Source organism: Ignatzschineria cameli (assembly GCF_003121895.1).
Taxonomy (GTDB): Bacteria; Pseudomonadota; Gammaproteobacteria; order Cardiobacteriales; family Wohlfahrtiimonadaceae; genus Ignatzschineria; species Ignatzschineria cameli.
The window spans coordinates 509,651-534,807 of record NZ_QEWW01000001.1; the positions used below are offsets into that span (position 1 = coordinate 509,651).

Annotated in this window: 19 protein-coding genes and 1 riboswitch; of the genes, 5 read left to right on the forward strand and 14 right to left on the reverse strand. The window is 41.1% G+C overall.

Going from position 1 to position 25,157, the window contains the following annotated elements; all coding sequences use genetic code 11:
* Positions 1–65: 65 nt before the first annotated feature.
* From DC077_RS01985 to DC077_RS02000, 4 genes are all read right to left on the reverse strand, one after another.
* Complete coding sequence (locus DC077_RS01985; RefSeq protein WP_109201082.1) at positions 66–983, reverse strand: energy transducer TonB; 918 nt, start codon at positions 981–983, stop codon at positions 66–68.
* A 51-nt stretch (positions 984–1,034) separates the two neighbouring features.
* Positions 1,035–3,038, reverse strand: a complete 2,004-nt coding sequence (locus DC077_RS01990) for a TonB-dependent copper receptor (RefSeq protein ID WP_109201083.1) — start codon at positions 3,036–3,038, stop codon at positions 1,035–1,037.
* Between the two features lie 181 nt (positions 3,039–3,219).
* Entirely contained in the window at positions 3,220–4,161 is a 942-nt protein-coding gene (locus DC077_RS11055) for a sulfite exporter TauE/SafE family protein (RefSeq protein ID WP_109201084.1), read from the reverse strand.
* A gap of 441 nt (positions 4,162–4,602) precedes the next feature.
* Positions 4,603–5,364 carry a GntR family transcriptional regulator gene (locus tag DC077_RS02000; protein WP_094568016.1) on the reverse strand — a complete coding sequence of 254 codons (762 nt, stop codon included), beginning with the start codon at positions 5,362–5,364 and terminating at the stop codon, positions 4,603–4,605.
* 334 nt (positions 5,365–5,698) lie between these two features.
* Here DC077_RS02000 and DC077_RS02005 point away from each other — a divergent pair, with 334 nt between their 5' ends.
* Entirely contained in the window at positions 5,699–6,325 is a 627-nt protein-coding gene (locus DC077_RS02005) for a CopY/TcrY family copper transport repressor (protein ID WP_109201085.1), read from the forward strand.
* 190 nt (positions 6,326–6,515) lie between these two features.
* Here DC077_RS02005 and hydA read toward each other — a convergent pair whose 3' ends face one another.
* Entirely contained in the window at positions 6,516–7,922 is a 1,407-nt protein-coding gene (gene hydA / locus DC077_RS02010) for a dihydropyrimidinase (RefSeq protein ID WP_109201086.1), read from the reverse strand.
* Between the two features lie 410 nt (positions 7,923–8,332).
* Here hydA and cobB point away from each other — a divergent pair, with 410 nt between their 5' ends.
* Both cobB and nhaA read left to right on the forward strand, forming a co-directional pair.
* A complete protein-coding gene (gene cobB / locus DC077_RS02015) occupies positions 8,333–9,079 on the forward strand; it encodes a Sir2 family NAD+-dependent deacetylase (protein WP_109201087.1) in 747 nt (248 codons plus the stop codon).
* Between the two features lie 207 nt (positions 9,080–9,286).
* The gene (nhaA, locus tag DC077_RS02020; RefSeq protein WP_109201088.1) at positions 9,287–10,450 is read left to right on the forward strand and encodes a Na+/H+ antiporter NhaA; all 1,164 of its coding nucleotides are present in this window, start codon (positions 9,287–9,289) and stop codon (positions 10,448–10,450) included.
* Positions 10,451–10,864: 414 nt separating this feature from the next.
* On the opposite strand, the gene DC077_RS02025 is transcribed toward nhaA, so the two are convergent.
* Positions 10,865–12,328 carry a catalase gene (locus tag DC077_RS02025; RefSeq protein ID WP_094568011.1) on the reverse strand — a complete coding sequence of 488 codons (1,464 nt, stop codon included), beginning with the start codon at positions 12,326–12,328 and terminating at the stop codon, positions 10,865–10,867.
* 367 nt (positions 12,329–12,695) lie between these two features.
* Here DC077_RS02025 and DC077_RS02030 point away from each other — a divergent pair, with 367 nt between their 5' ends.
* Positions 12,696–13,739 carry a CNNM domain-containing protein gene (locus DC077_RS02030; RefSeq protein ID WP_109201089.1) on the forward strand — a complete coding sequence of 348 codons (1,044 nt, stop codon included), beginning with the start codon at positions 12,696–12,698 and terminating at the stop codon, positions 13,737–13,739.
* 167 nt (positions 13,740–13,906) lie between these two features.
* Here DC077_RS02030 and DC077_RS02035 read toward each other — a convergent pair whose 3' ends face one another.
* From DC077_RS02035 to DC077_RS02065, 7 genes are all read right to left on the reverse strand, one after another.
* Positions 13,907–14,125 carry a glycine zipper 2TM domain-containing protein gene (locus DC077_RS02035; RefSeq protein ID WP_094568009.1) on the reverse strand — a complete coding sequence of 73 codons (219 nt, stop codon included), beginning with the start codon at positions 14,123–14,125 and terminating at the stop codon, positions 13,907–13,909.
* A gap of 294 nt (positions 14,126–14,419) precedes the next feature.
* Positions 14,420–17,095 (reverse strand): aconitate hydratase AcnA, encoded by a 2,676-nt coding sequence (gene acnA, locus DC077_RS02040; protein ID WP_109201090.1) that lies wholly within the window; start codon positions 17,093–17,095, stop codon positions 14,420–14,422.
* A gap of 180 nt (positions 17,096–17,275) precedes the next feature.
* The gene (gene ribH / locus DC077_RS02045; RefSeq protein ID WP_109201091.1) at positions 17,276–17,740 is read right to left on the reverse strand and encodes a 6,7-dimethyl-8-ribityllumazine synthase; all 465 of its coding nucleotides are present in this window, start codon (positions 17,738–17,740) and stop codon (positions 17,276–17,278) included.
* Positions 17,741–17,949: 209 nt separating this feature from the next.
* Positions 17,950–19,176: a 3,4-dihydroxy-2-butanone-4-phosphate synthase gene (gene ribB / locus DC077_RS02050; RefSeq protein ID WP_109201092.1), complete on the reverse strand. Its 1,227-nt coding sequence runs from the start codon at positions 19,174–19,176 to the stop codon at positions 17,950–17,952.
* Positions 19,177–19,260: 84 nt separating this feature from the next.
* Positions 19,261–19,890: a riboflavin synthase gene (locus DC077_RS02055; RefSeq protein WP_109201093.1), complete on the reverse strand. Its 630-nt coding sequence runs from the start codon at positions 19,888–19,890 to the stop codon at positions 19,261–19,263.
* On the reverse strand, positions 19,891–21,039 hold the full coding sequence (gene ribD, locus DC077_RS02060; RefSeq protein ID WP_109201094.1) for a bifunctional diaminohydroxyphosphoribosylaminopyrimidine deaminase/5-amino-6-(5-phosphoribosylamino)uracil reductase RibD: 1,149 nt from the start codon (positions 21,037–21,039) through the stop codon (positions 19,891–19,893). It lies immediately after the preceding gene.
* A 445-nt stretch (positions 21,040–21,484) separates the two neighbouring features.
* Positions 21,485–21,611: riboswitch (FMN riboswitch) on the reverse strand.
* Positions 21,612–21,728: 117 nt separating this feature from the next.
* The gene (locus DC077_RS02065; RefSeq protein ID WP_109201095.1) at positions 21,729–22,268 is read right to left on the reverse strand and encodes an HdeD family acid-resistance protein; all 540 of its coding nucleotides are present in this window, start codon (positions 22,266–22,268) and stop codon (positions 21,729–21,731) included.
* Positions 22,269–22,851: 583 nt separating this feature from the next.
* On the opposite strand from DC077_RS02065, the gene DC077_RS02070 reads away from it, so the two are divergent.
* On the forward strand, positions 22,852–24,195 hold the full coding sequence (locus DC077_RS02070; RefSeq protein ID WP_239990344.1) for an SLC13 family permease: 1,344 nt from the start codon (positions 22,852–22,854) through the stop codon (positions 24,193–24,195).
* A gap of 145 nt (positions 24,196–24,340) precedes the next feature.
* Here DC077_RS02070 and DC077_RS02075 read toward each other — a convergent pair whose 3' ends face one another.
* Positions 24,341–24,958, reverse strand: a complete 618-nt coding sequence (locus DC077_RS02075; RefSeq protein WP_109201096.1) for a class I SAM-dependent methyltransferase — start codon at positions 24,956–24,958, stop codon at positions 24,341–24,343.
* Positions 24,959–25,157 lie beyond the last annotated feature (199 nt).

The window sequence follows — 25,157 nt, forward strand, 5'->3', positions numbered from 1 at the left end:
ACTAGGGGATCGTTATCTATCGATAGTGATAAGACTATCGATTATCAATTCTCTTAATCTCTCTGCTATCTCTTTTCGATTGAAAAGGTCACAGTGAAGAGATAATCATATTCAACCGCTTGCCCATCCCGCTTTGCAGGCTGATAGCGATACTCTTTTGCAGCTTTAAGCGCTGCTTCATCTAGACGTGGGTAGCCACTACTTTTATGCACTTTAACACTCTTCGCTCGTCCTGAAGGGAGTACTGTCGCTAGTAGTGTGACTTGCCCCTCTTCTCGACGCCGTAAAGAGAGCTCTGGATAGCGAGGTTTACGATTGCCTAGTGCCGCTCCCTGATGCGATGGCGGCACAAAGGCTTGATTTCTAAGATCACTCCCACCGGCTTGGCGATTATTGGAGCGACTCTCTTGTGGATTATCTCCACGATTATTGGCTTGCCTATTAGCTTGACGCTTCCCACTATTTTGTGGTTTTTTTCTCTCCTCTTTTATGTTCGATTTCTGCGTTTTAACTTGCGTTTGCTTAACCTCTTTTGGCTTTTCAACCGCTTTTTTAACTCTTTTTTCAACTGGTTTTTCAACTGTTTTTCCAACTGATTTTCGAGCCGACTCTTTAATCACTTCTACCTTATCACCCTGGTAATATGATGCTTTTGATGCTTTAGTGGTTAAGAAAGTTGCCCCCTCTTCTAAAAATGGTGAGGTCATTGCCTCCGGTGGAGAGATCTCTTTTGCAGCTTCCGAAAGCTCTTCCACATTGATCTTTTCTACCGCGCTGATCTCTTCCCTATTGCTAACAGATTGAGCGCTTGATGCACTCTCCATCCGCATCTCGGGAATTAAAGAGATCTCTAATATTGTGCCCGCCGTAGCAAGATCTTGCCGAACGACTTGATCAGGGGGAGCGATCAATAATCGTTGCAAAATCCCATAGTGGAGGAGAATCACTCCGGCAAAGATCACAATATTAGAGAATTTAAACATCAGACTAAAATACTCTGAAAATCATTTCTAAAGATCGTTCTGAATATCGCTCTAAAGATCGATATTCATCCGTACCCAAAGGCTTCTCCCCGGCTCATTAATACGCGTTTTATTCTGAATGTTATAACCTGCAATATCATGAGTCTTACGGCTGATAAACTCGGCATAATTTTTATTAAAGAGATTATCAACGCCCGCCATCACTGTCATCTCATTACGTACTTTCCATGATGCATTGAGAGAAACCGTGCCATAACCTGCGCCAGGACCAATATCTGCTCCAAAAATATTCCCTTGCCCTTTTGCATAACGATGTTGAGAATTCACCACTCGCCATACAACACCGGCACTAAATTGCTCATTATGCCATTGAAGTGAGCTATTCCACTCTAATGGCGGAACTTGTGCTAAAGGACGATCATCAGTTTTATTCTTTCCATAGGTATAAGCGATGCTACTACTCAAGCGCCAATTAGGGGTCATATTCCATTGTACTTGCGCTTCAATACCATATCGATCGGCATCAATATTACGAGCCGCTTTCTCTTGAATTAAAATATAATCTTTCATTTTGCTAGCAAAGAGCGTTGTTGAGAAAGCGATAGTTTCATTTTGGAAGATAACCCCTAGATCGATCTCATGATTAGTCTCTTTCTTAAGACGTTCACCATTATCTTTACTTCTCTCCCAGAAATCGGGCGCACGTTGTGCCATTCCGTAACCGGCATGGAGTAACCAATCCCCTAAACGATGCTCATAGCGAATAAAGGCTGAGTCGAGATTGTAACGTTTTGAATGAAATTGAGGATCAACATCTTTCCCTTTATCAAAATTGGGATTATATTTTGCATCATAACGATCATGACGGTACCCCATTGCCAACTTCTGAGAATCATTGAGGAACCACTCATCTTCAATAAAAAGGCCCCAATTTTTAAATTTCTGATTCGCTTGATAAGGCATCTTATGGTAGTTGGCTGCCTCTGCTAAATTTGGTTTCATACGGCTCACTCGCAACTTATGGCGATCATCAAGCCAATCGATCCCCACTGTTGTCTCATGATTCCCTAAAGAGAGCTCTGCAAAAAGCTTTGCCGATTGTGTTGTCCGTGCAGGATTACTTACCGAATACTTACTAGGAGTGGCGCGATAGCTATAATTATCCATCACGTGATCAATCTTATTATGGCTATACTCAAATTGAAGCGTGCGTAACCAATCGGTAATATTCTCCTGCTTCACTTTAAGACGCCAACTGTCGCGGTCAAATTTAATACCATCCATCATCCGATCTGCATAGTAACTGTGGCCACGACTACGATCATAGCCTAATTCAATGAGCGTATTCTCTGTTGGTGTTAAGCCTGCATCAATGGTTTGACTCTGACGTTTATATTGGGAGTGAATCTTATCACCGGCACCATCTTTATAATCGTGCGAGCGATTATAGGTCGCATTTGCATGAATCCAGCCCCACTCATTACCAATGATGCCATCGATATAGGAATCAATTCGATCAAATGATCCTCCTAAGAGTGAAGCGCTCAATTTCGCTGTTGGCTGATCGAAACGAAGATCATTCCGGATAAAACGGGCGACTCCGGCAATATTACCAGGGCCATATTTCACCGATTGAGGACCTTTAATAAAGATCACTTCATCATACGATTCAGGGTAGATATAAGCGGTTGGGGGATCCATTCGGCCACCACATCCCCCTAAAATCTGATGATCATTACTTAAAATTCGTAGACGAGAACCCCCTAATCCACGGAAGATTGGCTCACCTCCACCGCCCCCTTTACGAGCGATACTCATATTGGGGATTAAGCGTAATAGCTCTGCACCATCTTTTGCCGGCGCGGGCTGAATCGCCTCTTTAGGATTGATATATTGCACATTGGGCTGATCGGAGATCTGCGCTATGACCTGAATATCATCTAATGCGGCTAACTGCTCTTCTGCTGCAATCTCTTGAGAATGCGTTATTTCATCTGCTAAGAGTGGGGGGATAAGAATCGCAAAGAGCGCGAGACACAATCTCTTCTGTTTCATAGAGGTTCCTTCAACTAAATAAGCGTGGCTCCATTCAATGAGTGATGGAGGTTAATGATTAATAGAGGGCGATTGAGAATTCAATTCTCCTTCGCCGGAGAAATAGCGTTGTAGCATCATAGGGATGCTCTGATCGTAGGGCCTTATTTCAAAGGTCTGATCCCCAACGATCTTTCAACGCTTAATGATTCATTTGACTATGATCCATCAAGTCATGATTGGTCTCGGAGTGATTTTGCATCTGATGCTCCATCGTGTGATCCATCGTATGGTCCATTGCCTTATGATCCATAGTGCTGTGATCCATTTCACTATGCCCCATCGCACTATGATCGATCATCTCATGCCCCATTCCCGCATGATCCATGCCGCTGTGATCCATTTGAGAGTGGTCCATCTGTGAGTGATCCATCATTCCATGTCCATGATGATCATGTCCGCCACCGATTCCAAGATCGCTCATCAGCATCGATCCCATATAGAAGATGGTCATCGCTAACACCAATAATCCGGAAATCTTGCGTGCTTTTGGAGAGCTAAAGAAGCTTCCAAAGAAGTTGCCGGAGACACTTAAGGTCAACATCATCGGCAAAGTTCCTAAACCAAAAAAGAGCATTACTAATGGTGCAGCAAGCACGTTTTCGACCCCTAAGCTCATCGCAAATGCCATATAGACCATGCCACAAGGGAGGAGACCCCATGCAAGCCCGGCAACATAAGCCCCTTTTAGACTCTTAATGGGGAAGAATTTGCGCGTCAATTGAGAGATTGGGCGCGAGAGCTTGTTAAGCGGTTTTTCAATAAAAGCAAGATATTGAGGAAAGCCGATCAGTTGTAGTGCTACAAAGAGCATAATCACACCTGAAAAATAGCGAATCACTATCTGCAACGGTTTGAGATCTTGCATCGCAATACTCAAAAGCATCGCTACAAAACCTAAAATCACATAAGTAGAGATTCGACCCAAATTATAAAAAATGGCCGTCCCTATCCGTTTACGGTGTGTATCCGCCTCTGTATTCATCCCTAAAATACCGACAATCGGCCCGCACATCCCTACACAATGCAGCGACCCATTAAGGCCTACTAAAAATACCGCTGCGAGCAACGTAATATCAATCATTTTTGTCCCTTATTATTGCTGTTTTTTATAACTATTTTTATAACTATTTTTATAACTACTTTTGTAACTACTTTTGTAACTACTTTATTTTTTATATCTATTTTCTATCTTTACGCACTCCACTCTGAGTTGCGCTATATCTCACAAGCTCTAATTTATAAGTTGTATATACAGGATTATAGTGTATAGTTGTCTATACAGATTGTTAACTATAGGGATATAGTCTAGCCGTAAAAAAATAAATAATAAAGCCCCAAAGATCACTCTTTTTGAAAAAAGGTTAAAAATCACCGCTAATTTAGAAATAGATGATCAATATCAAATAATTAAAAATAATTAACCTCATTGAGTTTGAGTGCATTCTATAAAATAAAAATAAGCTCTATCAATGAATTTTAGATAAGGGGCTTGATGATCTAATGATTTATTTAATAATTGATTTTAAATACGGCTATGGAACTGGTAGCGAGATGCAGGATAGAACTGCTCTGCATAAGAACGAAGTTTCTCTTGAATCTGGAACTTCTCGATCACCTTAAAGCAAGCCTCTTCGCCATCAAGCGCTAAGATCTTCTGTAACTCTAAAGAGGGAATGATTGCTTCTAATCGATGTTTTTGCGACAGTGCCGGCACTAAATTGAGCAGATAAGCACTACTGCAATGGTGAAGAAAATGCTCCTCTTCATAACGGGGGGCAAAAGCGGCAAGTAACGTTCGCTTCTCATACTGAATCGGAACGCCATTGCTTAGATAGAGGATCTCACTATAGAGAAAGGGGAAATCTGCCGCCTCTTCATCGGTAAGTTGAAAGTGGGACGCAAAAGGGACCTCATCGAATGCAAGGCGCTTACGCTCTAAGATAAGAACGCCATATTGGTTCCCTTCAATAGCAATCTCCTGAGAGATCGGGAAGAGCTCAAAAAAGGGGGTTAATTGAAATGGCTCTGCGACAAAAGTTCCAGAGCCCTTCTCCCGAAAGAGATACCCCTCTTCTGTCAGCTCCTTAAAGGCACGATTCACCGTCATGCGGCTAACATTTAAAGCGGCAGAGATCTCATTTTCAGAGGGGAGCTTCTGATGGGGGCGCCACTCTCTGAGCGCAATCTTTTCGAGAATAAACTCTTTAATCTTCTGATAGAGCGGTAACGAGCGATCATCACGCTCAAGTGAGTGCTGAAGTTCTTGAAATGAATGAATAGGCATATTTTCGATTCAATCTCCCATCGATCGATCATTATAAAAGAGGGTAGTATAACTTAAAATCCTGATCACTATGCTATTTCCCCGAAATTGATCTTACTTTTGATCTATAATGGAAAGATAAGTAGATCAACTCCTTTATTTTAACCACTCTACCCCAATCTTACTTGATTGATTATCTCTTATCGATCATATTTCATGAGTCATATTTCATGAATCAATGTTTCATTGAGGTTTTATTAAAGTTTTATTAAGTTTTTATTAATTTTTATTAAAGGGCGAGTTGATCTCTCATAGCTTACCCATCAACTTCTAGATCGAATCGAGGGCGATAATAATGACAAAAAACAAGATATCACCAGCTGAATATAGCATTATGCAGGTTTTATGGTCCCAAAACCAAGCCACTAGCCAGGAAATGATCACCATTTTAAGCAAATCGACCGACTGGAAACCTAATACGATTCAGGTAATGCTCTCTCGCTTAGTGAGTAAAGGGGTTGTCGGCATTCGAAAACGGGGTCGCTACAATGTCTACTTTCCTACTATTGCCGAAGGTGAGCGCAGTCGCCATATTGGAGAAAATGCCGGCCATATCTGTGCAAGAAAGATTGGAAGCCGTATTGTCGAGATGATTGAGAATAGAGTTCTCTCTTTTGAAGATATTGCCAAGATTGAAAAGGCGCTCGAGGCGAAAAAAGCCTTTGCTGTTGAGGAGGTGATGTGTGATTGCCCGCCGGGAACCTGTACCTGTAAAAATTGTAACTGTAAGCGAGAAGATCGAAAATTTGCCCTAACGCCGGCCAATAGCCAGGTAGAAGATCTTGCTAAAAGTAGCATAGTAGATCAAGGGCTTGCAACGGCATTGATGGCAGAGCTAGATAATAGCGCTGGCAATGCGAAAAATAGCGCTGAAAATAATCCCGCAAAAGCAACCGTTAAAAGTAGCTGTTGTGGTGGATAGAGAAAACCCACTTTTGACTATTTTAAACTTAATCTCCAATAAATCTATTAAGGAATCTATTAAGGAATCTATTAAGGAATCTATTAAGGCCATTAAAAACAGATCGAAAGTGGGAGGACTATACTTCTCTTACTCTCTTAAATTAACTTATTACACTTATGGCAAATGATGATGAGATCGAATCATCAAACTAAGTTAGAGGTTCTGGAGAATGTTTTAAGTAATCGAAGCAGCGACCAAAGGGTTTTGCATATTGGCGTCTTCCTTGCCCTTTCTCACCAACAAATTTCCCCTTCTCCGCCATCAATTTTCCCCGAAGGAAAACTTTATCTGCACGCCCTTTAATTTTAAATCCTTCAAATGCAGAATAGTCGATTCCGTGGCAGAGATCGCTATTATGAATCACACCTTCATAATTTTGATCCCAAATTAAAATATCCGCATCACAGCCCACAGCAATACGCCCTTTATGCGGAAGGTTGATCAATTTTGCGGGATTACTTGCCGTAATCTCTACAAATTTTTGCCGGCTAATATGGCCTGCTTCAACACCATAGGTCCAGAGCATCGACATCCGCTCTTGCATGCCGGGAATGCCATTAGGAATTTTTGCAAAATCGCCATATCCCTCCTTCTTCTTCTGAAATCCGCCCACTAAAGCACAGTGATCGGAACTTGCTGCCGTTAACCAACCTCGGCGAAGCCCTTCCCAGAGAGGTGCTTGATTCGATTTACTTCTCAAAGGAGGTGCACAGACATATTTAGCCCCTTCAAAATTGGGCAGTCCAAGATAAGATTTATCGAGCGTTAAGTAGTGAGTGCAAGTTTCACCATAGATAGGATACCCTTTAAGATAGGCATCGCGGATCGCTAACATCGAATCTTCCAATGTGACATGAACAATAAAGAGTGGCGCACGCGTTAAGATTGCCATATCGATCCCTCGATGAGTCGCCTCTACTTCTGTAATCGGCAAGCGCGAATAGTAATGATCGATCGTCTGCTCAGGATGCTCCTTCTCTAAAATTTCAGTCAAGTAGGAGATCATATCGCTATTTTCACAATGGAGCATTGTGGTTACCCCATATTTTCTCGCTTCTCGCATACAGTGCATAATGGTCTCATCATTTGAGTAATACTCACTCCCCTTATATCCCATCAATAACTTAATGGTTGAGACACCATGTTTCGGGAGATTCTTCACATCATCAAAGAGTCCCTTATGCCCACCGCCCATCACCATCGAGTGGAAAGCATAGTCACAGCTTGCGATTCCGGCCGCCGTTTGGTCATGCGCTTCAATCGCTTCACTGAAGGTCTCCCCTTCATGCATAGGAGCAAAGTCGATCACCATTGTTGTCCCCCCGGCAAGGGCTGCATGGGTTGTTTCAAAGCCCATTCCACCAAATGAACCGAGATGGGTATGCTCATCAATTCCCCCGGGAAGAAGATATTTTCCTTCGGCATCAATCACTTCATCCGCCGGTAGAAGCTGATCGGTAATCGCAACGATCTTTTCACCATCAGTCAATAGATTGGCACGATACTCATGATCTGTATCGACAATAATGCCATTTTTAATCAAAATAGTTCCCATTACTCTACCCTCATCACAATATTATTATTGATCAAGCGCTAATTGATCAGCGCCAGGTCTGATCAAAATTTAACGAATTATGTCGACATTTTAACACTCTTTTAAGGAATGTCATTATCAATGATTACGAATATTTTGTTATCGTTATTATTATCAAATTATTGTTATTTGTCTGTTTGCCCGCTTGGCAGTTTCGTTATTTGTTGATTGAGCTATTTTTATTGGGTTATTATTAAGTTATTAAAAACTAATTATTAAAAACCAATTATTAAAAAATTATTTATTGAAAAATATTTTGAAGCGTGAAGTCACTGAGCATTTGGGTATTTGGGTATTTGGGTATTTGGGTATTTTAATATTTAAAGACTGAGAACTTGAGAATACTGAGATAAGAAATAAGGAGATAAGAGATGAAAAGAGAGAGCAAGAGAGAATCATTTAGAAGGAAATTACCCGGAGTAAAGCCTAAGGTAGTTGTTTTAACAGGAGCCGGCATCTCTGCTGAATCTGGCATTCGCACCTTTCGCGCCGCGGATGGCCTTTGGGAGAATCATCCTATTGAAGAGGTGGCATCACCACAGGGGTTTAGACGAAATCCACAATTAGTGCAGCAGTTTTATAATGACCGCCGAGCACAACTGCAAGAAGAAAGCATCAAGCCTAATGCCGCTCACTTTGCCTTAGCGAAATTAGAGGAACGCTTAGGAGATCACTTTCTTCTTGTAACCCAAAATGTCGATAATCTCCATGAGCGAGCGGGATCAAAACGATTAATTCATATGCATGGAGAGCTTCTTAAAGTTCGTTGTTTAGAGACCGAAATGATTTTTGATTGGCAGCAACCGGTGACGATAGAGAGCCTCTGCCCCTGTTGCCAACAGCGAGGAAATCTCCGCCCCCATATTGTTTGGTTTGGGGAGATGCCGCTAGAGATGGAACGAATCTATAAAGCGTTAGAAAATGCAGATCTCTTTCTCTCCATCGGTACCTCGGGAAATGTCTATCCCGCAGCTGGCTTTGTTGAACTTGCGAAAATGGTGGGGCCGCATAGCGTTGAACTCAACCTTGAACCGACAAAAGGAGCAACCCTCTTTGATGAGGCTTATTATGGTCCCGCTTCTAAAATTGTTCCCCAATATTGTGATAAGATCGGCTAAAAAAGGAGGATTTGAGAAAAGAGCTTAAGGACTCTGCGAGAGTAAGGTTGAGAGATTAGAGGTGATTTAAGCTATTCTTTGGGTAATTTTCACCCATAATCTGCGTAAATTTCAATATTTTGTCACGGAAAATTTTAGTACACTGAAATTTCACGTTGAAAATATCAATGAAAATTACAAACACCTGACTCACTTTAAGGAGCCAAGATGTATCAGAAAATTAAGTACTTTTTTACACTTCCAACTGCCGGTGGCATTATCTTAATGCTTTCGGCAATTATTGGTCTTATTCTCGCCAATAGTGCACTATCAGAACTCTATTTCTCTATTTTAAATAGTTATGTTGCCGGCTTATCGGTACTTCATTGGATTAATGATGCTTTGATGGCAATTTTCTTCCTCTATGTCGGTCTCGAATTGAAACGAGAATTTATTAGTGGAGAACTTGCAACAAATGCTCAACGTATTTTACCAGGCTTAGCAGCTTTTGCAGGATTAGCGGTGCCGGCATTGATCTACTTTACTCTTAATCGTGCCGATTCTGTAGCGCTTCAAGGCTGGGCGATTCCTACCGCAACCGATATTGCCTTTGCTCTTGGGATTGTCGCACTTTTAGGAAGTCGCGTCCCGGTCTCTTTAAAGATTTTCTTAACCGCATTAGCGATTATCGATGATTTAGCGGCTATTTTAATCATTGCGCTCTTCTATAGTGACTCCTTACAATTGAGTTATCTTTTAGCGGCGCTTCTCTGTTTGATCATTTTGATCTTCTGTAATTACCGCCGAATCACCCAACCACTCGTCTATATCATTGTGGGCGCTATCCTCTGGTTTGTTGTCTTAAAATCAGGGATTCATGCCACGCTCGCGGGTGTTGTCTTAGCAATGACAATTCCGCTTAATGGCGTTAAAGAGAATAAAAGAGGTGAAACACCGCTTATCGCTTGGGAGCATGCGCTTAGCAATTGGGTCAGCTTCTTAATTATTCCGCTCTTTGGATTAGCCAATGCCGGTGTCTCTCTCAAAGGATTTGATTTCTCCATGTTGACCCATCCTGTTGTTTTAGGGGTAACATTAGGACTCTTTGTCGGAAAACAGATCGGCGTTTTTGGAATGGTCTTTATCGGAGAAAAATTGGGAATTTTCAAGCGCCCAAGTGGTGCGACTTGGTTGCAGGTTTATGGTATCGCCCTACTCTGCGGAATCGGTTTTACGATGAGTCTCTTTATTAGCATGTTGGCCTTCACCTCGGCAGAATTACAAGATCTCAGTAAGATTGGTGTCTTCTTAGGATCTATTCTTTCGGGAGTTTTAGGTTATCTTCTGCTTCGTTTCCACAAAGCACCAGCAGAAAAGCTCGGAAGCAATTAAAGAGCGACTACAAGTCATTAAATGCCACTATAGATAGACTATTAAAAATCTGAAATGATTTGAAATGATTTGAAATGATTTGAAATGATTTGAAATGATTTGAAATAATCTAAAGAATCTAAAATAAGCAAAAACAAGCAAATTTAGCTAAAAAAGATGCCCCAATTTCTACTATTAGATCAAAAGATCGAAGATAGAAATGGGGCATTTCCAATAAGAGATTACAGATATTGCTCTAAGGAGAATACTTAATCCAATGTTAATTCAATATTAATTCAATGTTTTAAGAATCCGCAATTTAGCAATAGAGACTGTTACCTCTTTCACTCAAATTCAGGTCTAATCTTATCTTTTACCCTCTGCAATAGAAGATTTGGTCAGCGATAAGATTAGAACGGAGTTAGTTTACCTCAATTACGCAGGAATAACACTCTTAATATCGATTCCTAACGCTTCTGCCACACCTTTTCCATAGGCTGGATCTGCTTGATAGCAGTGATAGATATGACGTTTTTTGATCTGCTCTTCGCTATCACCCATATTTCGAGCCGTATTCTCAAAGAGACGTTGCTGCTCTTCAGGTGTCATTAATCGGAAAAGTTTGCCCGGTTGCTCAAAATAGTGATTATCATCTTCATGGAAATCCCAACGCGTTGCCGGTCCGATAAGATCGAGTTCTGGCTCTTCTAAGTGACGAGCTTCAGTCCACTCACTATAACTATTGGGCTCATAAGCAATACGGCGTCCTTGGTTACCATCAACACGCATTGCTCCATCACGATGGTAGCTATGAACAGGACATTTAGGAGAGTTAACAGGGATCTGATGATGATTAACTCCTAAACGGTAGCGCTGAGCATCCCCGTAAGAGAAGAGTCGACCTTGTAGCATTCTATCTGGTGAGAAACCAATTCCTGGAACAACATGAGCCGGATTGAAGGCTGCTTGCTCAACATCTTGGAAGTAGTTATCAGGATTACGATTAAGCTCAAATGTTCCTACCGGAATCAATGGAAAATCCTTTTTATACCAAACTTTGGTGAGATCAAAGGGGTTGTAAGGCATCTTTTCTGCCTCTTCAAGCGTCATCACCTGGATAAACATATCCCATTTTGGATAATCTCCTTCGGCAATCGCATTGTGTAGATCACGTTGACTCGCTTCCCGATCTTTACCAACAATCTTTTCTGCTTCGCTATCGGTTAAGTTCTCAATCCCTTGACGTGTATGGAAGTGGAATTTTACCCAGAAACGCTCTCTCTCTTTATTGATAAAACTAAAGGTATGGCTTCCAAATCCATGCATATGACGATATGACTTTGGAATACCACGGTCACTCATGGTAATGGTGATTTGATGAAGCGCTTCCGGTAACGATGTCCAGAAATCCCAGTTAGCATTAGGACAGCGCATATTGGTATGTGGATCACGTTTAATGGCATGATTAAGATCAGGGAATTTTAAAGGATCACGGAAAAAGAAGACCGGCGTATTGTTACCGACTAGATCCCAATTTCCCTCTTCGGTGTAGAAACGAAGCGCAAATCCTCGAATATCACGCTCCGTATCAGCCGCACCGCGCTCGCCGGCAACGGTTGAAAAGCGAGCAAACATCTCTGTCTCTTTACCAATTTCTGAGAAGATTTTTGCACTGGTATATTGGGTAATATCATGGGTAACGGTGAATTTCCCGAAAGCTCCCGATCCTTTTGCATGCATCCGTCGCTCAGGAATAACTTCACGATCAAAGTGGGCTAATTTCTCTAAAAACCAGACATCTTGAAGCAACATTGGTCCACGACGACCTGCGGTTAAAGAATCTTGGTTATTCGCAACGGGAGCACCTGCTGCGGTTGTAAAATATTTTTTATCGCTCATAAAGTTATCCTTCTGCTGAAGTGTTAAACATTGATGTAAGATCCTCTCAATGAAGAATGATCGGATGATGATCGATCCACTCTGCTTAATCGACCCTACCACTGCAGATTAATACTTTTTTGATCATTATGAAAATGAATTATATTAATAGATCTATTTAATCTTATTAAAAAGAGTCTCATCAATTTTTTTTATTACGGAATTGCCCAACTGGCCTGCTGCCTGAGTCGGATAAAGAGAGAATAAAGAAAAATAAGGTGGAATAAGGTGAAACAAGGCGAAGATGCAGCCTAAAGCGATGATTGCTACAGCAGAGGCATGAATAATTCGTTATAATTGACTCTTCTTTTCTATTTTTAGAGTCATTATGGTTCTACTGACACTTACCGTTATTCTTTCTATTGCCGTCTCGTTTCTCTGTTCGATATTAGAGGCGACGCTACTCTCATTAACGCCCACCTTTATCTCGCAGCAAAAAGAGCGATCACCCCAGCTCTATCTTCGTTTAAAAGCGCTAAGAGATAAGATTGATCGACCATTAGTCGCAATCTTAACACTCAATACTATTGCCCATACGGCTGGTGCTGCCGGTGTTGGTGCTCAAGTAACAGCACTCTATGGAAGCGCTTATTTAGGAGTAGCTTCCGCTGTTATGACGATTCTTATTTTGATCCTTTCAGAGATTATCCCTAAGGTTTTAGGGGCGAAATATTGGCGTCAGATAGCGCCAACCCTACCGGGAATTCTCAATCCGATGATTCTAATTCTTCGCCCTTTTATCTGGCTTTCAGATCGGATTTTGCGCATTATTGGCAATAATAAGGAGGAGATCAATCTTCGTGCTGAAATAAAGGCACTATCACAATTGGCGAAAGAGCTTGGGAAGATTGAGACAAAAGAGCAGCAGGTGATTGCTAACGTATTAGATCTCAATGAGGTTGATATCACCTCAATTATGACTCCGCGTGTTGTAACAACGGCAATTAAGCCGGATATCGATCCTCAAGAATTGACGGATCTTATTGAAAAACATCAATTTTCACGATATCCCATTATTGATGATGAGGAGAATCCATTAGGTATATTTTTTCGTCATGATCTCCTTAAAGTAGCACAAGGCGGCGAAAAGATTATGGATCTAGCGGAAGAGCCTCTTGTTTTTCCCGATACGATCAGCGTTAAAAATGCTTTTCGTAAACTACTCGATGAGCAACAACACCTTGCCTTTATCTATGATGAGTATGGGACTTGGCTCGGTATTATTACCTTAGAAGATATCTTAGAGAAGCTGATTGGCGAAGAGATTCTCGATGAGCATGATCTTGTTCCCGATATGCGTCTATTGGCCAAAAAGCGCTGGGAGAGCCGGCAAGAGAGTGAATTAGGTAAAATTAAAGGGAAATCCCATTAGCCTATAAAGCTTATACAACTGCACAGCTTCAGGCGGTAGATAATAGATGATAGATAATAAACGATAAAAAACCCGTAGAAAACTACTACTCTACGGGTCTAATTAAAAATTGATGATTACAACTAACGATTAGTAAGCTAGCAAAATTTGTTGCAGATCGCTCTAATTTAGAGGGCTTTACCAACTTCGTTACCGATTACACCACCTACAGCAGCGCCAATCCCTGTACCTAAAATCGTATCTGTCACCGCAGCACCAGCGACTGCACCAGCACCTGTACCGATGACCATGCCCTTCTCTTTATTGCTCATCCCATCCCAAGTTGAACAGGCTGTTACAACAGCAACAATCGCAAATAAAGAAGCTACTTTTATGATTAACTTCATCGATTTTCTCCTTATTAAACATCAAAGATATCAACTAAATACCTCTGCGGTACCATGATATAACATCAACTAATATCTTAATTTCTTGCTACCTATCTTATCTAAAATTGTCTGCTAACTTTCTATTAAACTTTCTATTAAACTTTCTATTAAACTTTCTATTAAACTTTCTATTAAACTTTCTATTAAATTTTTGTTAACTTTTACTTAGTATTATTACATAAAACAAAAAAAGAGATGCAACAATCTGCATCTCTTTTCGTTTATAAGCATCTACTTATCAATAGCCGATAATTATTTATGCTCTTTGATCATCTCACGAAGAACGTAATGTAAGATACCGCCTGATTTGTAGTAATCTACTTCATTAAGGGTATCGATACGGCAAAGAACAGTGAATTTCACCTCACTACCATCTGCTTTACGTGCTACGACTTCGATATCTTGACCTGGCTTGATATTGTCATCTAATGCAATTGTAAATGACTCTTCACCTGTTAAACCTAAGCTTTCAGCATTTTGACCATCTTTGTACTGAAGTGCAAGGATTCCCATACCGATAAGGTTAGAACGGTGAATACGCTCATAGCTCTCAGCAATAACTGCTTTAACACCTAAAAGGTTTGGACCTTTTGCTGCCCAGTCACGGCTTGAACCTGAACCATACTCTTTACCCGCAAGAACGATTAATGGCGTATTCTCTTCTGCATAGCGTACTGCGGCATCATAGATCGGCATTGTCTCGCCTGATGGGATATGTTTTGTATATCCACCTTCAACATCCGTTAACATCTTGTTACGAATACGGATATTTGCGAATGTACCACGGATCATTACTTCATGGTTACCACGACGTGATCCATAAGAGTTAAAGTCTTTAGGCGCTACACCTTTATCTTGGAGATAGAGACCGGCTGGTGAACCTGCCATAATTACCCCTGCTGGAGAGATATGGTCTGTTGTGATTGAATCACCAAAGTATGCAAGAACGTTTGCATTTTCGATCGATTTAACCGCTTCAACGGGTTGGTCAATTTTCTCAAAGTATGGAGGATGTTGAACATAAGTTGATTTCTCATTCCATTGGAATGTCTCTGTCTTATCAACATCAAGCGCTTGCCAGTGAGCATCACCATCGAAGACACCTTCATAACCTTTACGGAACATTGTACCATCAACTTTAGCAACTGCTTCTGCAATCTCATGATTTGAAGGCCAGATATCTTTGAGGTAAATATCTTTACCATCTTTATCTTGAGCGATCGGATCTTTAGAGATATCGATACGAGTTGTCCCTGCAATTGCAAATGCAACAACTAATGGTGGTGAAGCAATCCAGTTCGTTTTGATTTGTGGATGGATACGACCTTCAAAGTTACGGTTACCTGAGATCACAGCTGCCATTGTGAAATCGTTTTGATCGATCGCTTCGCCCACTTCTTTAATCAATGGACCTGAGTTACCGATACATGCAGTACAACCGTAACCTGTTAAGTTGAAGCCAACTTCATCAAGATACTTAGTTAAACCTGCTTTATCGAGATATTCACTAACAACTTTAGAGCCAGGTGCTAAAGAAGTTTTCACCCATGGCTTACGTGTTAAACCGAGTTTCGCTGCTTTCTCAGCAACTAAGCCCGCTGCCATCATAACACTTGGGTTAGAAGTGTTTGTACATGAGGTGATCGCTGCAAAAACAACATCCCCTTGGTGAAGCGTTTCTGTTTTACCATCTAACGTGATATCTGCTGAAAGCTCGAGATCTTCTTTTGAATCTTCAACAAATTTATCAAATGCTGATTTAAGATTTGGTAAAGTCACACGGTCTTGAGGACGCTTTGGACCTGCCATGCTTGGCTCTACGCTACCAAGATCGAGTTCGAGCGTATCTGTGAAGAGTGGCTCATCATTATCATTACCCCAGAAGCCTTGCTCTTTAGCATAGCTTTCAGTTCTTGCAATCACTTCTTCATCACGGCCTGTTAAGCGCATGTAGTCGAGTGTGATCTGATCTACTGGGAAGAAACCAACCGTTGCACCATACTCAGGCGCCATGTTAGAGATTGTTGCACGGTCTGCTAATGGAAGCTCTTTAAGTCCATCACCGTAGTACTCAACAAATTTACCAACAACACCTTTCTTACGGAGCATCTCAACAATCGTTAAGACTAAGTCAGTTGCTGTTACACCCTCTTTCAATTTACCAGTTAATTTAAAACCAATTACTTCAGGGATGACCATTGAGATTGGCTGGCCGAGGATCGCAGCTTCCGCTTCGATACCACCCACACCCCATGCAAGGACTGAAAGACCATTCACCATTGGTGTATGTGAGTCAGTTCCAACACATGTATCTGGCATAATCCAAGTTTTGCCATCTTTCTCGTTAGTCCATGCAACTTGTGAGAGATACTCAAGGTTTACTTGGTGACAGATTCCTGTTCCTGGAGGAACAACACGGAAGTTATCAAATGCATTTTGACCCCATTTAAGGAACTCATAACGCTCACCATTACGCTCCATTTCGAGCTTAACGTTCTCTTCAAACGCTGCATTTGTACCAAATTTATCGATCATTACTGAGTGGTCGATAACAAGGTCTACAGGTGCTAATGGATTGATATGTTTTGCATCACCACCCGCTTTTACCATCGCATCACGCATTGCTGCTAAGTCAACAACAGCAGGTACACCAGTAAAGTCTTGCATTAAAACACGTGCAGGACGATATTGGATTTCACGTTTAGATGAACGATTCTTCGCCCACTCACCGATCGCTGCGATATCGTCAGCATTTACGGTAACATTATCTTCAAAGCGAAGTAAGTTCTCTAAAAGAACTTTCATCGATTTAGGTAAACGGGAAAGATCACCTAATTTCTCTTCTGCTTTTTTGATTGAGTGGTAGTGGTACTCTTTATCCCCTACTTTTAAGGTAGAGAGAGTATTTAATGAGTTTACATTACTCATGTTGACCTCCTAAGTTAATAAAAAAATAGTCTGCTAAATCCTTTAAAAACTCTATATTAAGGCTTTTATCAATAACTTTGTTCTTATTCTCTTTAATACTGTTTTGTTATTGCACCTTATTCCGCGCTCATGATAGCAAGATTACACGATAAAAGGAAACCTTAAAAACACTCTTGCATGCTACGCGATTTCATCAATCAAGCTCAACATTTCCACAACACCCATCGCCGCAGCAAAACCATTATTCCCTGCTTTTGTACCAGCACGCTCTAACGCTTGTTCAATAGTATCAACCGTTAAAACACCAAACATCACCGGCTTACCACTCTCTAAACCTACACGGCTCACCCCTTTAGCGACTTCACCGGCAACATACTCAAAATGCGCCGTTGCACCACGAATCACAGCACCTAAGCAGATAACAGCATCGATATCACTCTTCTCTGCAAATTTTTTGGCAATTAAAGGAATCTCATACGCTCCTGGAACCCATGCAAGAGTAATATCACTCTCCGAGATACCACTACGAACTAAACCATCTCTAGCACCTTCAATTAATTGCTTTGTAATCAAGCTATTAAAACGACCGGCAACAATAGCGATTTTTTTACCTTGGATATTTAATTGACCTTCTAATACTTTCATCTGTTCCTCTCTTTCTTAATTTCTCTTAAATTTTCTTAATTTTTTTCAAATGGTTAAAAATTTTTTAAAACTTTTTTAAAACTTTCATAAGCTTGTTCAGAAACTTGTTCAGAAACTTGTTCAGAAATTTATTATTTATTTAAAAAATCGACTGTTCAATAAGATATTACTCAATAGGAGACTCAATAGGATATTGCTCAATAAGGCTCTTAACGAGCGAGCCCTTTGTGCCCCATATGATCACGTTTAACATCTAAATAATCAGCATTCTCTGCGGTCTCAAATCGTGGCGTGCCACGCTCTAATACCTCAATCCCGGCAGTTTTAAGAGCCGCAATCTTATCGGGGTTATTAGTCAATAGATTGACCCGCTCTACCCCAAAAAATTTCAAGATTGCAGCAGCTTCATCATAGGTTCGTTCATCAGCACCGTGACCTAAAAGCTGGTTGGCCACAATAGTATCGTAACCCTCCTCCTGTAGCTTATACGCTTTCAACTTCTCAACAATTCCAATTCCACGCCCCTCTTGACGCAGATAGAGCAATATTCCATTGTTCGCTTTTGCTGTCTCTTCTAATCCAAATGCTAGCTGCGCATGACAATCACACTTTAAAGAGGAAAAGACATCCCCGGTAAGACATTCAGAATGAATACGGACCGTTGCCTCTTTAAGATCACTGCCCTCTGTAGCACGAAGGGCCATATGAGGTTCACCACCATTTTTATTAGGAAAGGAGTAGATCTTAAAGGTGCCATATTGGGTGGGTAATGTCGCTTCACTTAAGGGCATCAGAAGCGATTGATCTTCTAACATTAAGCGATAGTTGACAATATCTTGAATGGAGATAATCGGTAAGCCATGCTCTTTAGCATAGGGGACCAGATCACTTTCGCGTGCCATCTCACCATTCTCTTTTAAGATCTCACAGATAACCGCTGCCGGTTTAAATCCTGCTAATGTCACAATATCAACCGCCGCTTCTGTATGTCCTCGGCGCTCTAATACACCGCCTGCTTTTGCAATAAGCGGAAAGATATGGCCTGGACGGTTAAAATCAGCTCCGGTTTTACTCTCATCTGCTAATGCATTGAGTGTCTCTGTTCTCTCAAATGCCGAGATCCCAGTATGAGTTGTTGCTAAATCGATTGAAACGGTAAATGCTGTTTTATAGGGGTCTCGGTTATCGACCACCATTGGTGCTAATGCTAATCGATCTGCATATGCTTGTGAGATTGGCGCACAGATCAATCCTCCGGCATGACGAATCATAAAATTGGTATCTTCTGGGGTGATGGTCTCTGCCGGCATCATCAGATCTCCTTCATTTTCTCGAGAGGCATCATCCGTGACGATAATCATCCCCCCTTTTTTCATAAATTCAATTGCTTCTCTCACTTTTGCGACAGAACCGACTTCTTGAAATATTGTTGCCATCTCTTTTCCTACCTAATTTCTATAAAGATCTATAAAGATCTAATAAGCGATCTATAAAATGAAAATGTTATGCACTAAAGATTCTTAATAACCCCAATTGGAGAGTTGCTCAAACTGCAGGCTCTTTCGCTCTTGCTGTTGTGCTTTGATATATTTGCCGATCATATCGAACTCAATATTGACCCTGCCCCCAATCTTCAACTTCTCTAAATTGGTATGCTCAAAGGTATGGGGAATAATTCCGACTTTAAAGGTTTGATCTGTTACGGCGATAATGGTCAAACTGATTCCATCGATAGCGATTGAACCCTTCGGAATAATCAATCCTTCATGGGGATTTTTCAGCTCAAAGGTGAGCTCATGAATATCGCCAAGATCATCCACTCTTAAGAACTTTGCCTCACCATCGATATGCCCACTAACCATGTGCCCGCCTAAACGATCTCCCATTCGAAGTGCTCGCTCCAAATTAACAAGAGCTCCTACCTGATATTGATCAAATCCCGTTAGTTTTAATGTCTCAGGCATGAGATCTGCCTTAAAATAATCATCACCAAATTCCGTGACCGTTAAACAGACACCATTTACCGCAATGCTATCGCCCAATTTGACATCACCAAGCACCACTTTAGCGCTAAAGGTAAATCGAGAGATATTGTGATGATGGGTCATCGCGATGATTTTTCCGCGCTCTTCAATAATTCCTGTAAACATCTAACGTCTCCTTCTTGCAACTGTTAAAAATGATTCTTCAAGTAACTCCACCGATTCAATCGTCACTAGTGGCGCATCTTGGAGCTGCTCTATCGGGCTTGAATGCCACAGCTCTAGCGCTTGAGGGCTACCTATTAATTTAGGGCCGTAGAAGAGCAGATATTGGTCAACGCAATCGGCATTGATAAAGGCATCATAGATCGCAGCGCCCCCTTCAATAAAGAGACTCATAAATCCGGCATTAAAGGTATATTCCATCACCGCTTCTGGTGTTATCTCGGCAAGAGCAGATAATTGGACACCCTGCGCTTGGAGCAATGAGGCAATCTTCTCATCTGGTGGATTCTTCTGATCATAAAGAATCAGCGAAGGCGCTAAATCGGTATTGAAGAAATGGTATTGGGTAATCACATCTGTCGTGATTCCGCTAAAGTCATTGAGCATCAAAAGGCGTGTTGGTGCCGGGGTTTTATAACCATAACGTACTGTTAAAGAGGGATTATCGACTAAAAGCGTTCCCTTGCCGATCAAGATAAGGTCATGTAATCCGCGATAATAGTGTGCTCTTTTACGTGCTGCCTCACCGGTAATCCATTGTGAATCACGATGCTTTGTTGCTAATTTACCATCAAGACTTAAGGCTGCTTTCAAGGTGACAAAGATCTTTTTATGGCGCTGATTATGGCTAAAAACTTCAATAAGCTTCTCCCCTTCATCAAGAAGAAGATGCGTTACCACCTCAATACCAGCATCTTGTAAAATTTGATGCCCCTTGCCCGCTACCGCAGGATTGGGATCTTCCATAGCCGTGACTACGCGAGCAATCCCACTTTTTAAGATCAGGTCGGTACAAGCTCCCGTTTTACCTCTAAAGCAGCAAGGCTCCAATGTTACATAGAGCGTTGACCCCTCTAGCTGATGCCCTTTATCTAACGCATCTTGTAATGCATTGACCTCTGCATGAGCGCCTCCGGCATATTGATGGTAGCCGCGGCCAATGACCTCTCCTTCTTTGACTAAAATTGCACCAACATAAGGATTAGGAGAGACAGCACCATACCCCTTCGTAGCAAGTGTTATTGCTTCTAGAAGATAATGGCGATCGATCATCGCTTGATCGAGATCTTGCTGTTGAATCTGTTTTTGCATTAAAAAAGCCCCTTGCAATCTGCTTGGGGCTTTTAACGATTCGGGATAGATGTTTATTAAAGTCGATAGTTTCGATTCATAGATGCCGGCATATCGGCCAGGATATCTCTATCTTAGAGAAGGTTGCATATCGACAAGGATCTATATAGTTCAATATGGATCGAAATAGGTCGATTAAACTCTTTTCATTTCTCTTATCTTCTAATCTGTAGAAGATGAAGATCGAATTATCACTTGAATCGTTAATTGAATCGTTAATTGAATCGTTCACTTAAATCGAAATCGTAAAATTGAGGCCGCTTAGTGCATCGCTCAATAGATTACTTACTCAATAGAATACTTATAAATATTGCATATGGTTACATATGATTGCATATGAGTTGCATATAGATAGTATCTAAAGATTGAAGATCAATTACTACTTTCAATTACTACTTTAATAATCATTTATCTTTTACCATCCAGACTATACTGTCGGTTTTGGAATTGCACCAATATCAGCTCGCGCTCGCGGACTATCACCGCCGGTCGGGAATCAAGAATTACTCTCTCACCCTGCCCCAAAGATAAATTTAAAACCTGTTGAACTACTATACCCCTTCTCCTAAGAAAAAAAAAGAGCCTCTTATCAATTAGAGGCTCTCTACCCAATAATCTCTTTTAAAAATCTCTTTTAAGAGACCTATTCACTACGCTCTATGGCGACGAATAGCAAAACCGAAGAAGAGGCTATAGATTCCTGCAACCAATGCATATGCACCGATCAATGTTGTAATAATCTCGATACTATTGAGGGGTGAATAGGACATTGAAAGACCTAAAAGCAAGCCTAAAATACCGATAATTAGCGTCAACCACCAGCTTCCAACACCCATTTTTTTAAGGCTAAAGGAGAAGGTGATGGCAGAGATACCGTAGAAGATCAACCAGAACATAAAGAGGAAAATCATCATCATTTCCGGCAACCCTTCGTTAGCATGCTTAATCAAATACGCCCCGATAAAGACCTGTAAGATCCCCATAATCAAGTTAAAGACCCAACCTTCAACATGTCTATTGGTCAGTGAATAGATCACTTCAAAGATCCCGGTGACAAAGAAGAACGCTACCATAAACTGTGACAAGACAATAAAACTTGTTAAGGGGCTGATAAATAGATAACCACTCATAATGATGTAGAGAATCCCCATCAAGACCCACATCCACCAATTCTTAATTGCTCTTTCCATTTTGTAAAACTCCCTAAGAGTACAGCTGTTATAAAAATGTAGATAAAATGCACATCACGTGCATATAGATCACATACAAATCATATATAAACTACGTATAAATGACGTATAAGTCACGTATAAATCGAATATGAAAGATATATAAAAATATTCGTAGATTATAACAATTTATTACAGATATATATATGATAATTCGCGATAATTCTTTTACCTATTACTAATGTCAGACATAGCAGAGATATTGAGGCGAAAGATAAGCTTCGCACCTTATCATAAAGGAGCATAAAGGAGGTGATCTCTCTGCCATAAAACTAATAAAGCCACGCTAAAATTGCACAATATCTCATAAATACTTTGCAAGTTTCTGGCAAATTATTAGATAGATGTTTGCAATCGTGATCACGATCCACTATAAAGATCGATGCTTAAAGCAATAACAATATCTATTTCAATAGAATGATCAGTAAGGTGTGACTATTTTTATACCTATTATTTATTAATATTAAAGGAGTATACTGTGGCAAGTTCCGCACAAAACCCAGACTTGCTAGCTGAGGAGCTATCTCGTTTCAATCTAGCAAAGGTGATTAAATCTGTTGTGGGGATCGCGATAATTGTAGCTATCTGTGCTGTTATCTATCGTTTTCTTCCCTTTACGGAGCAAGCAAATAAAGGTCTAGTGATTCTCTTCTTTATTGGCGCTCTCTGGCTTACCGAGGTTGTTCATACCACGATCACAGCACTACTAGTGCCACTGTCTGCAGTTCTATTAGGGGTGCCGGAGTCGATCACTTTAAAAAGCTCATTAACAAGTTTTGCTGATCCGATCATCTTCCTCTTCTTTGGAGGATTTGCGTTAGCTACTGCATTGCATATGCAGAAAATCGATAGAAAGATCGCCCTCTTTATGATTCGTCTGTCAAAAGGACACCTTGGTGTAACCGTCTTCTCCCTCTTCTTTGTGACGGCGGGATTATCAATGTGGATTAGTAACACCGCCACCGCAGCGATGATGTTGCCACTTGCCTTAGGGATTATGAGCAATCTCGATTTTTCCAAAGAGCGTGGAACCTTTATCTTTATTCTATTAGGAATCGCTTATTCAGCGAGTATCGGCGGTCTTGGAACTTTAGTAGGTTCTCCCCCCAATGCGATTGCAGCTAAAGCGCTCAATTATAGCTTTGACGATTGGTTCTTAGTGGGAATACCGATGATGGTTGTCTTGATGCCAGTTATGTTCCTTGTACTCTTCATTATCTTCAAACCTAAGCTCAATATGCGTATCGATATCATCGATGAGGTTATTCCTTGGACGCTTCCTCGCATTATTGCAACAGTACTCTTTATTGTTACGGCTATCGCCTGGATTAGTGGTTCATTTATCCAAAAACATCTCGGGATCACTTCACCCGATACCTATGTTGCCATCACCTGTGCGATTGCGGTGGTTGTGTTAGGTCTTGCTTCATGGCAGGAAGTGTCTGAAAATACCGATTGGGGCGTTCTCTTCCTCTTTGGTGGCGGTTTAACCCTCAGCGCTGTTTTAGGAAGCTCAGGAGCTTCAGAGATATTAGGTAATACTGTTGCCGATCTCTTTGGTCGCTCACACCCACTCGTTGTCATCTTAATTGTTGTGGTCTTTATTATTATTCTGACAGAATTTACCAGTAATACCGCTTCAGCAGCTCTTTTAGTGCCGGTATTTGCCGCGGTTGCTGCAGAGATGGGCATGCCAGAAGAGGTCTTAGTATTGATGATCGGTTTAGGTGCTTCCTGCGCCTTTATGTTGCCGATCGCAACGCCTCCGAATGCCATTGTCTTTGGTACCGGTCACCTCAAGCAGCGAGATATGATGTTTGCTGGCGGTATTTTAAATCTCTGCTGTGTTGGCATCTTAACCATCTACGCTTACTTCTTCCTTCTCTAAAAAGAGATAGAGAAAACGATGGCACTATAGAGCCACTATTAAAAGAGGAGCAACATTATCGTGCTCCTCTTTTTTATGCTCTTATAAACTGTTTTCTACGCATCTGTTTTCTACGTATTTTTATCTTCTAGTGATATCAACACCACTATGCTTTTCGCAACTGAATGGCAAATTGAATAACATGGCAGATTCCCCGATGGAGCGCTCCCTCTTCACGCATCACTTCACCCACATAGAGATGGCGGATAAAATCCCCCTCAAAAAGAGTCGTAAAAAGAGAGGGCGTATAGAGATAATCAGGATTTCTCGGCCCTCCTGATTGATAAGGGATCTGCTCTTCGGAATAGACCTCTCCCACAATCCAACCACCAGGTTTAACACTTTGCCGTAGACCTTGAAAAACTTGCTGCTGCATCTCCTTAGCAAAATGACCATAAACACAAATCGCCGCATCATATCGATTCTCCGGCCAAATGACCTCAGTCAGATCGACCTCTTTTGTCTCAATGGGGAGATCTCCCTTACGCTGATTAATCTTCTCTAAAGCAACATCAGAATAGTCCCACACTTCAATTTTGATCGGCTCTTCTGCCATAACGGCTTCTTCAGCGATATAGAGTGCATTACGTCCTTCTCCCTCAGCAATAGCCAAAATATCCCCTTTTAGATTAATTTTCTGATTAATCTCACGAATAAATTGGTTCGGCTCCTTTCCATAGAGATAAGCTTCCTGAGAGAAACGCTCATTCCAATGTGATTTCATACTCACTCCTTCTTTCATAATCTCTTTTGTGACACTGCTTTATATAGCACCTCTTCTATGATCTTACTGATCATATCGAAAAATAATGCAAATGGCACAAAAAAGCATAAAAGGCCTAAAAAGAGATAAAAATAAAAGGTGACCCCATTGAGATCACCCTTTATGACTAGATTCTAAGCCGATCGTAATGATCTTGCTA

Excerpts from the sequence above, each read along its gene's own strand:
- DC077_RS01985 (WP_109201082.1), bottom strand. The coding sequence starts at position 983 with ATGTTTAAATTCTCTAATATTGTGATCTTTGCCGGAGTGATTCTCCTC.
- DC077_RS01990 (WP_109201083.1), bottom strand. The coding sequence starts at position 3,038 with ATGAAACAGAAGAGATTGTGTCTCGCGCTCTTTGCGATTCTTATCCCC.
- DC077_RS11055 (WP_109201084.1), bottom strand. The coding sequence starts at position 4,161 with ATGATTGATATTACGTTGCTCGCAGCGGTATTTTTAGTAGGCCTTAAT.
- DC077_RS02000 (WP_094568016.1), bottom strand. The coding sequence starts at position 5,364 with ATGCCTATTCATTCATTTCAAGAACTTCAGCACTCACTTGAGCGTGAT.
- DC077_RS02005 (WP_109201085.1), top strand. The coding sequence starts at position 5,699 with ATGACAAAAAACAAGATATCACCAGCTGAATATAGCATTATGCAGGTT.
- hydA (WP_109201086.1), bottom strand. The coding sequence starts at position 7,922 with ATGGGAACTATTTTGATTAAAAATGGCATTATTGTCGATACAGATCAT.
- cobB (WP_109201087.1), top strand. The coding sequence starts at position 8,333 with ATGAAAAGAGAGAGCAAGAGAGAATCATTTAGAAGGAAATTACCCGGA.
- nhaA (WP_109201088.1), top strand. The coding sequence starts at position 9,287 with ATGTATCAGAAAATTAAGTACTTTTTTACACTTCCAACTGCCGGTGGC.
- DC077_RS02025 (WP_094568011.1), bottom strand. The coding sequence starts at position 12,328 with ATGAGCGATAAAAAATATTTTACAACCGCAGCAGGTGCTCCCGTTGCG.
- DC077_RS02030 (WP_109201089.1), top strand. The coding sequence starts at position 12,696 with ATGGTTCTACTGACACTTACCGTTATTCTTTCTATTGCCGTCTCGTTT.
- DC077_RS02035 (WP_094568009.1), bottom strand. The coding sequence starts at position 14,125 with ATGAAGTTAATCATAAAAGTAGCTTCTTTATTTGCGATTGTTGCTGTT.
- acnA (WP_109201090.1), bottom strand. The coding sequence starts at position 17,095 with ATGAGTAATGTAAACTCATTAAATACTCTCTCTACCTTAAAAGTAGGG.
- ribH (WP_109201091.1), bottom strand. The coding sequence starts at position 17,740 with ATGAAAGTATTAGAAGGTCAATTAAATATCCAAGGTAAAAAAATCGCT.
- ribB (WP_109201092.1), bottom strand. The coding sequence starts at position 19,176 with ATGGCAACAATATTTCAAGAAGTCGGTTCTGTCGCAAAAGTGAGAGAA.
- DC077_RS02055 (WP_109201093.1), bottom strand. The coding sequence starts at position 19,890 with ATGTTTACAGGAATTATTGAAGAGCGCGGAAAAATCATCGCGATGACC.
- ribD (WP_109201094.1), bottom strand. The coding sequence starts at position 21,039 with ATGCAAAAACAGATTCAACAGCAAGATCTCGATCAAGCGATGATCGAT.
- DC077_RS02065 (WP_109201095.1), bottom strand. The coding sequence starts at position 22,268 with ATGGAAAGAGCAATTAAGAATTGGTGGATGTGGGTCTTGATGGGGATT.
- DC077_RS02075 (WP_109201096.1), bottom strand. The coding sequence starts at position 24,958 with ATGAAATCACATTGGAATGAGCGTTTCTCTCAGGAAGCTTATCTCTAT.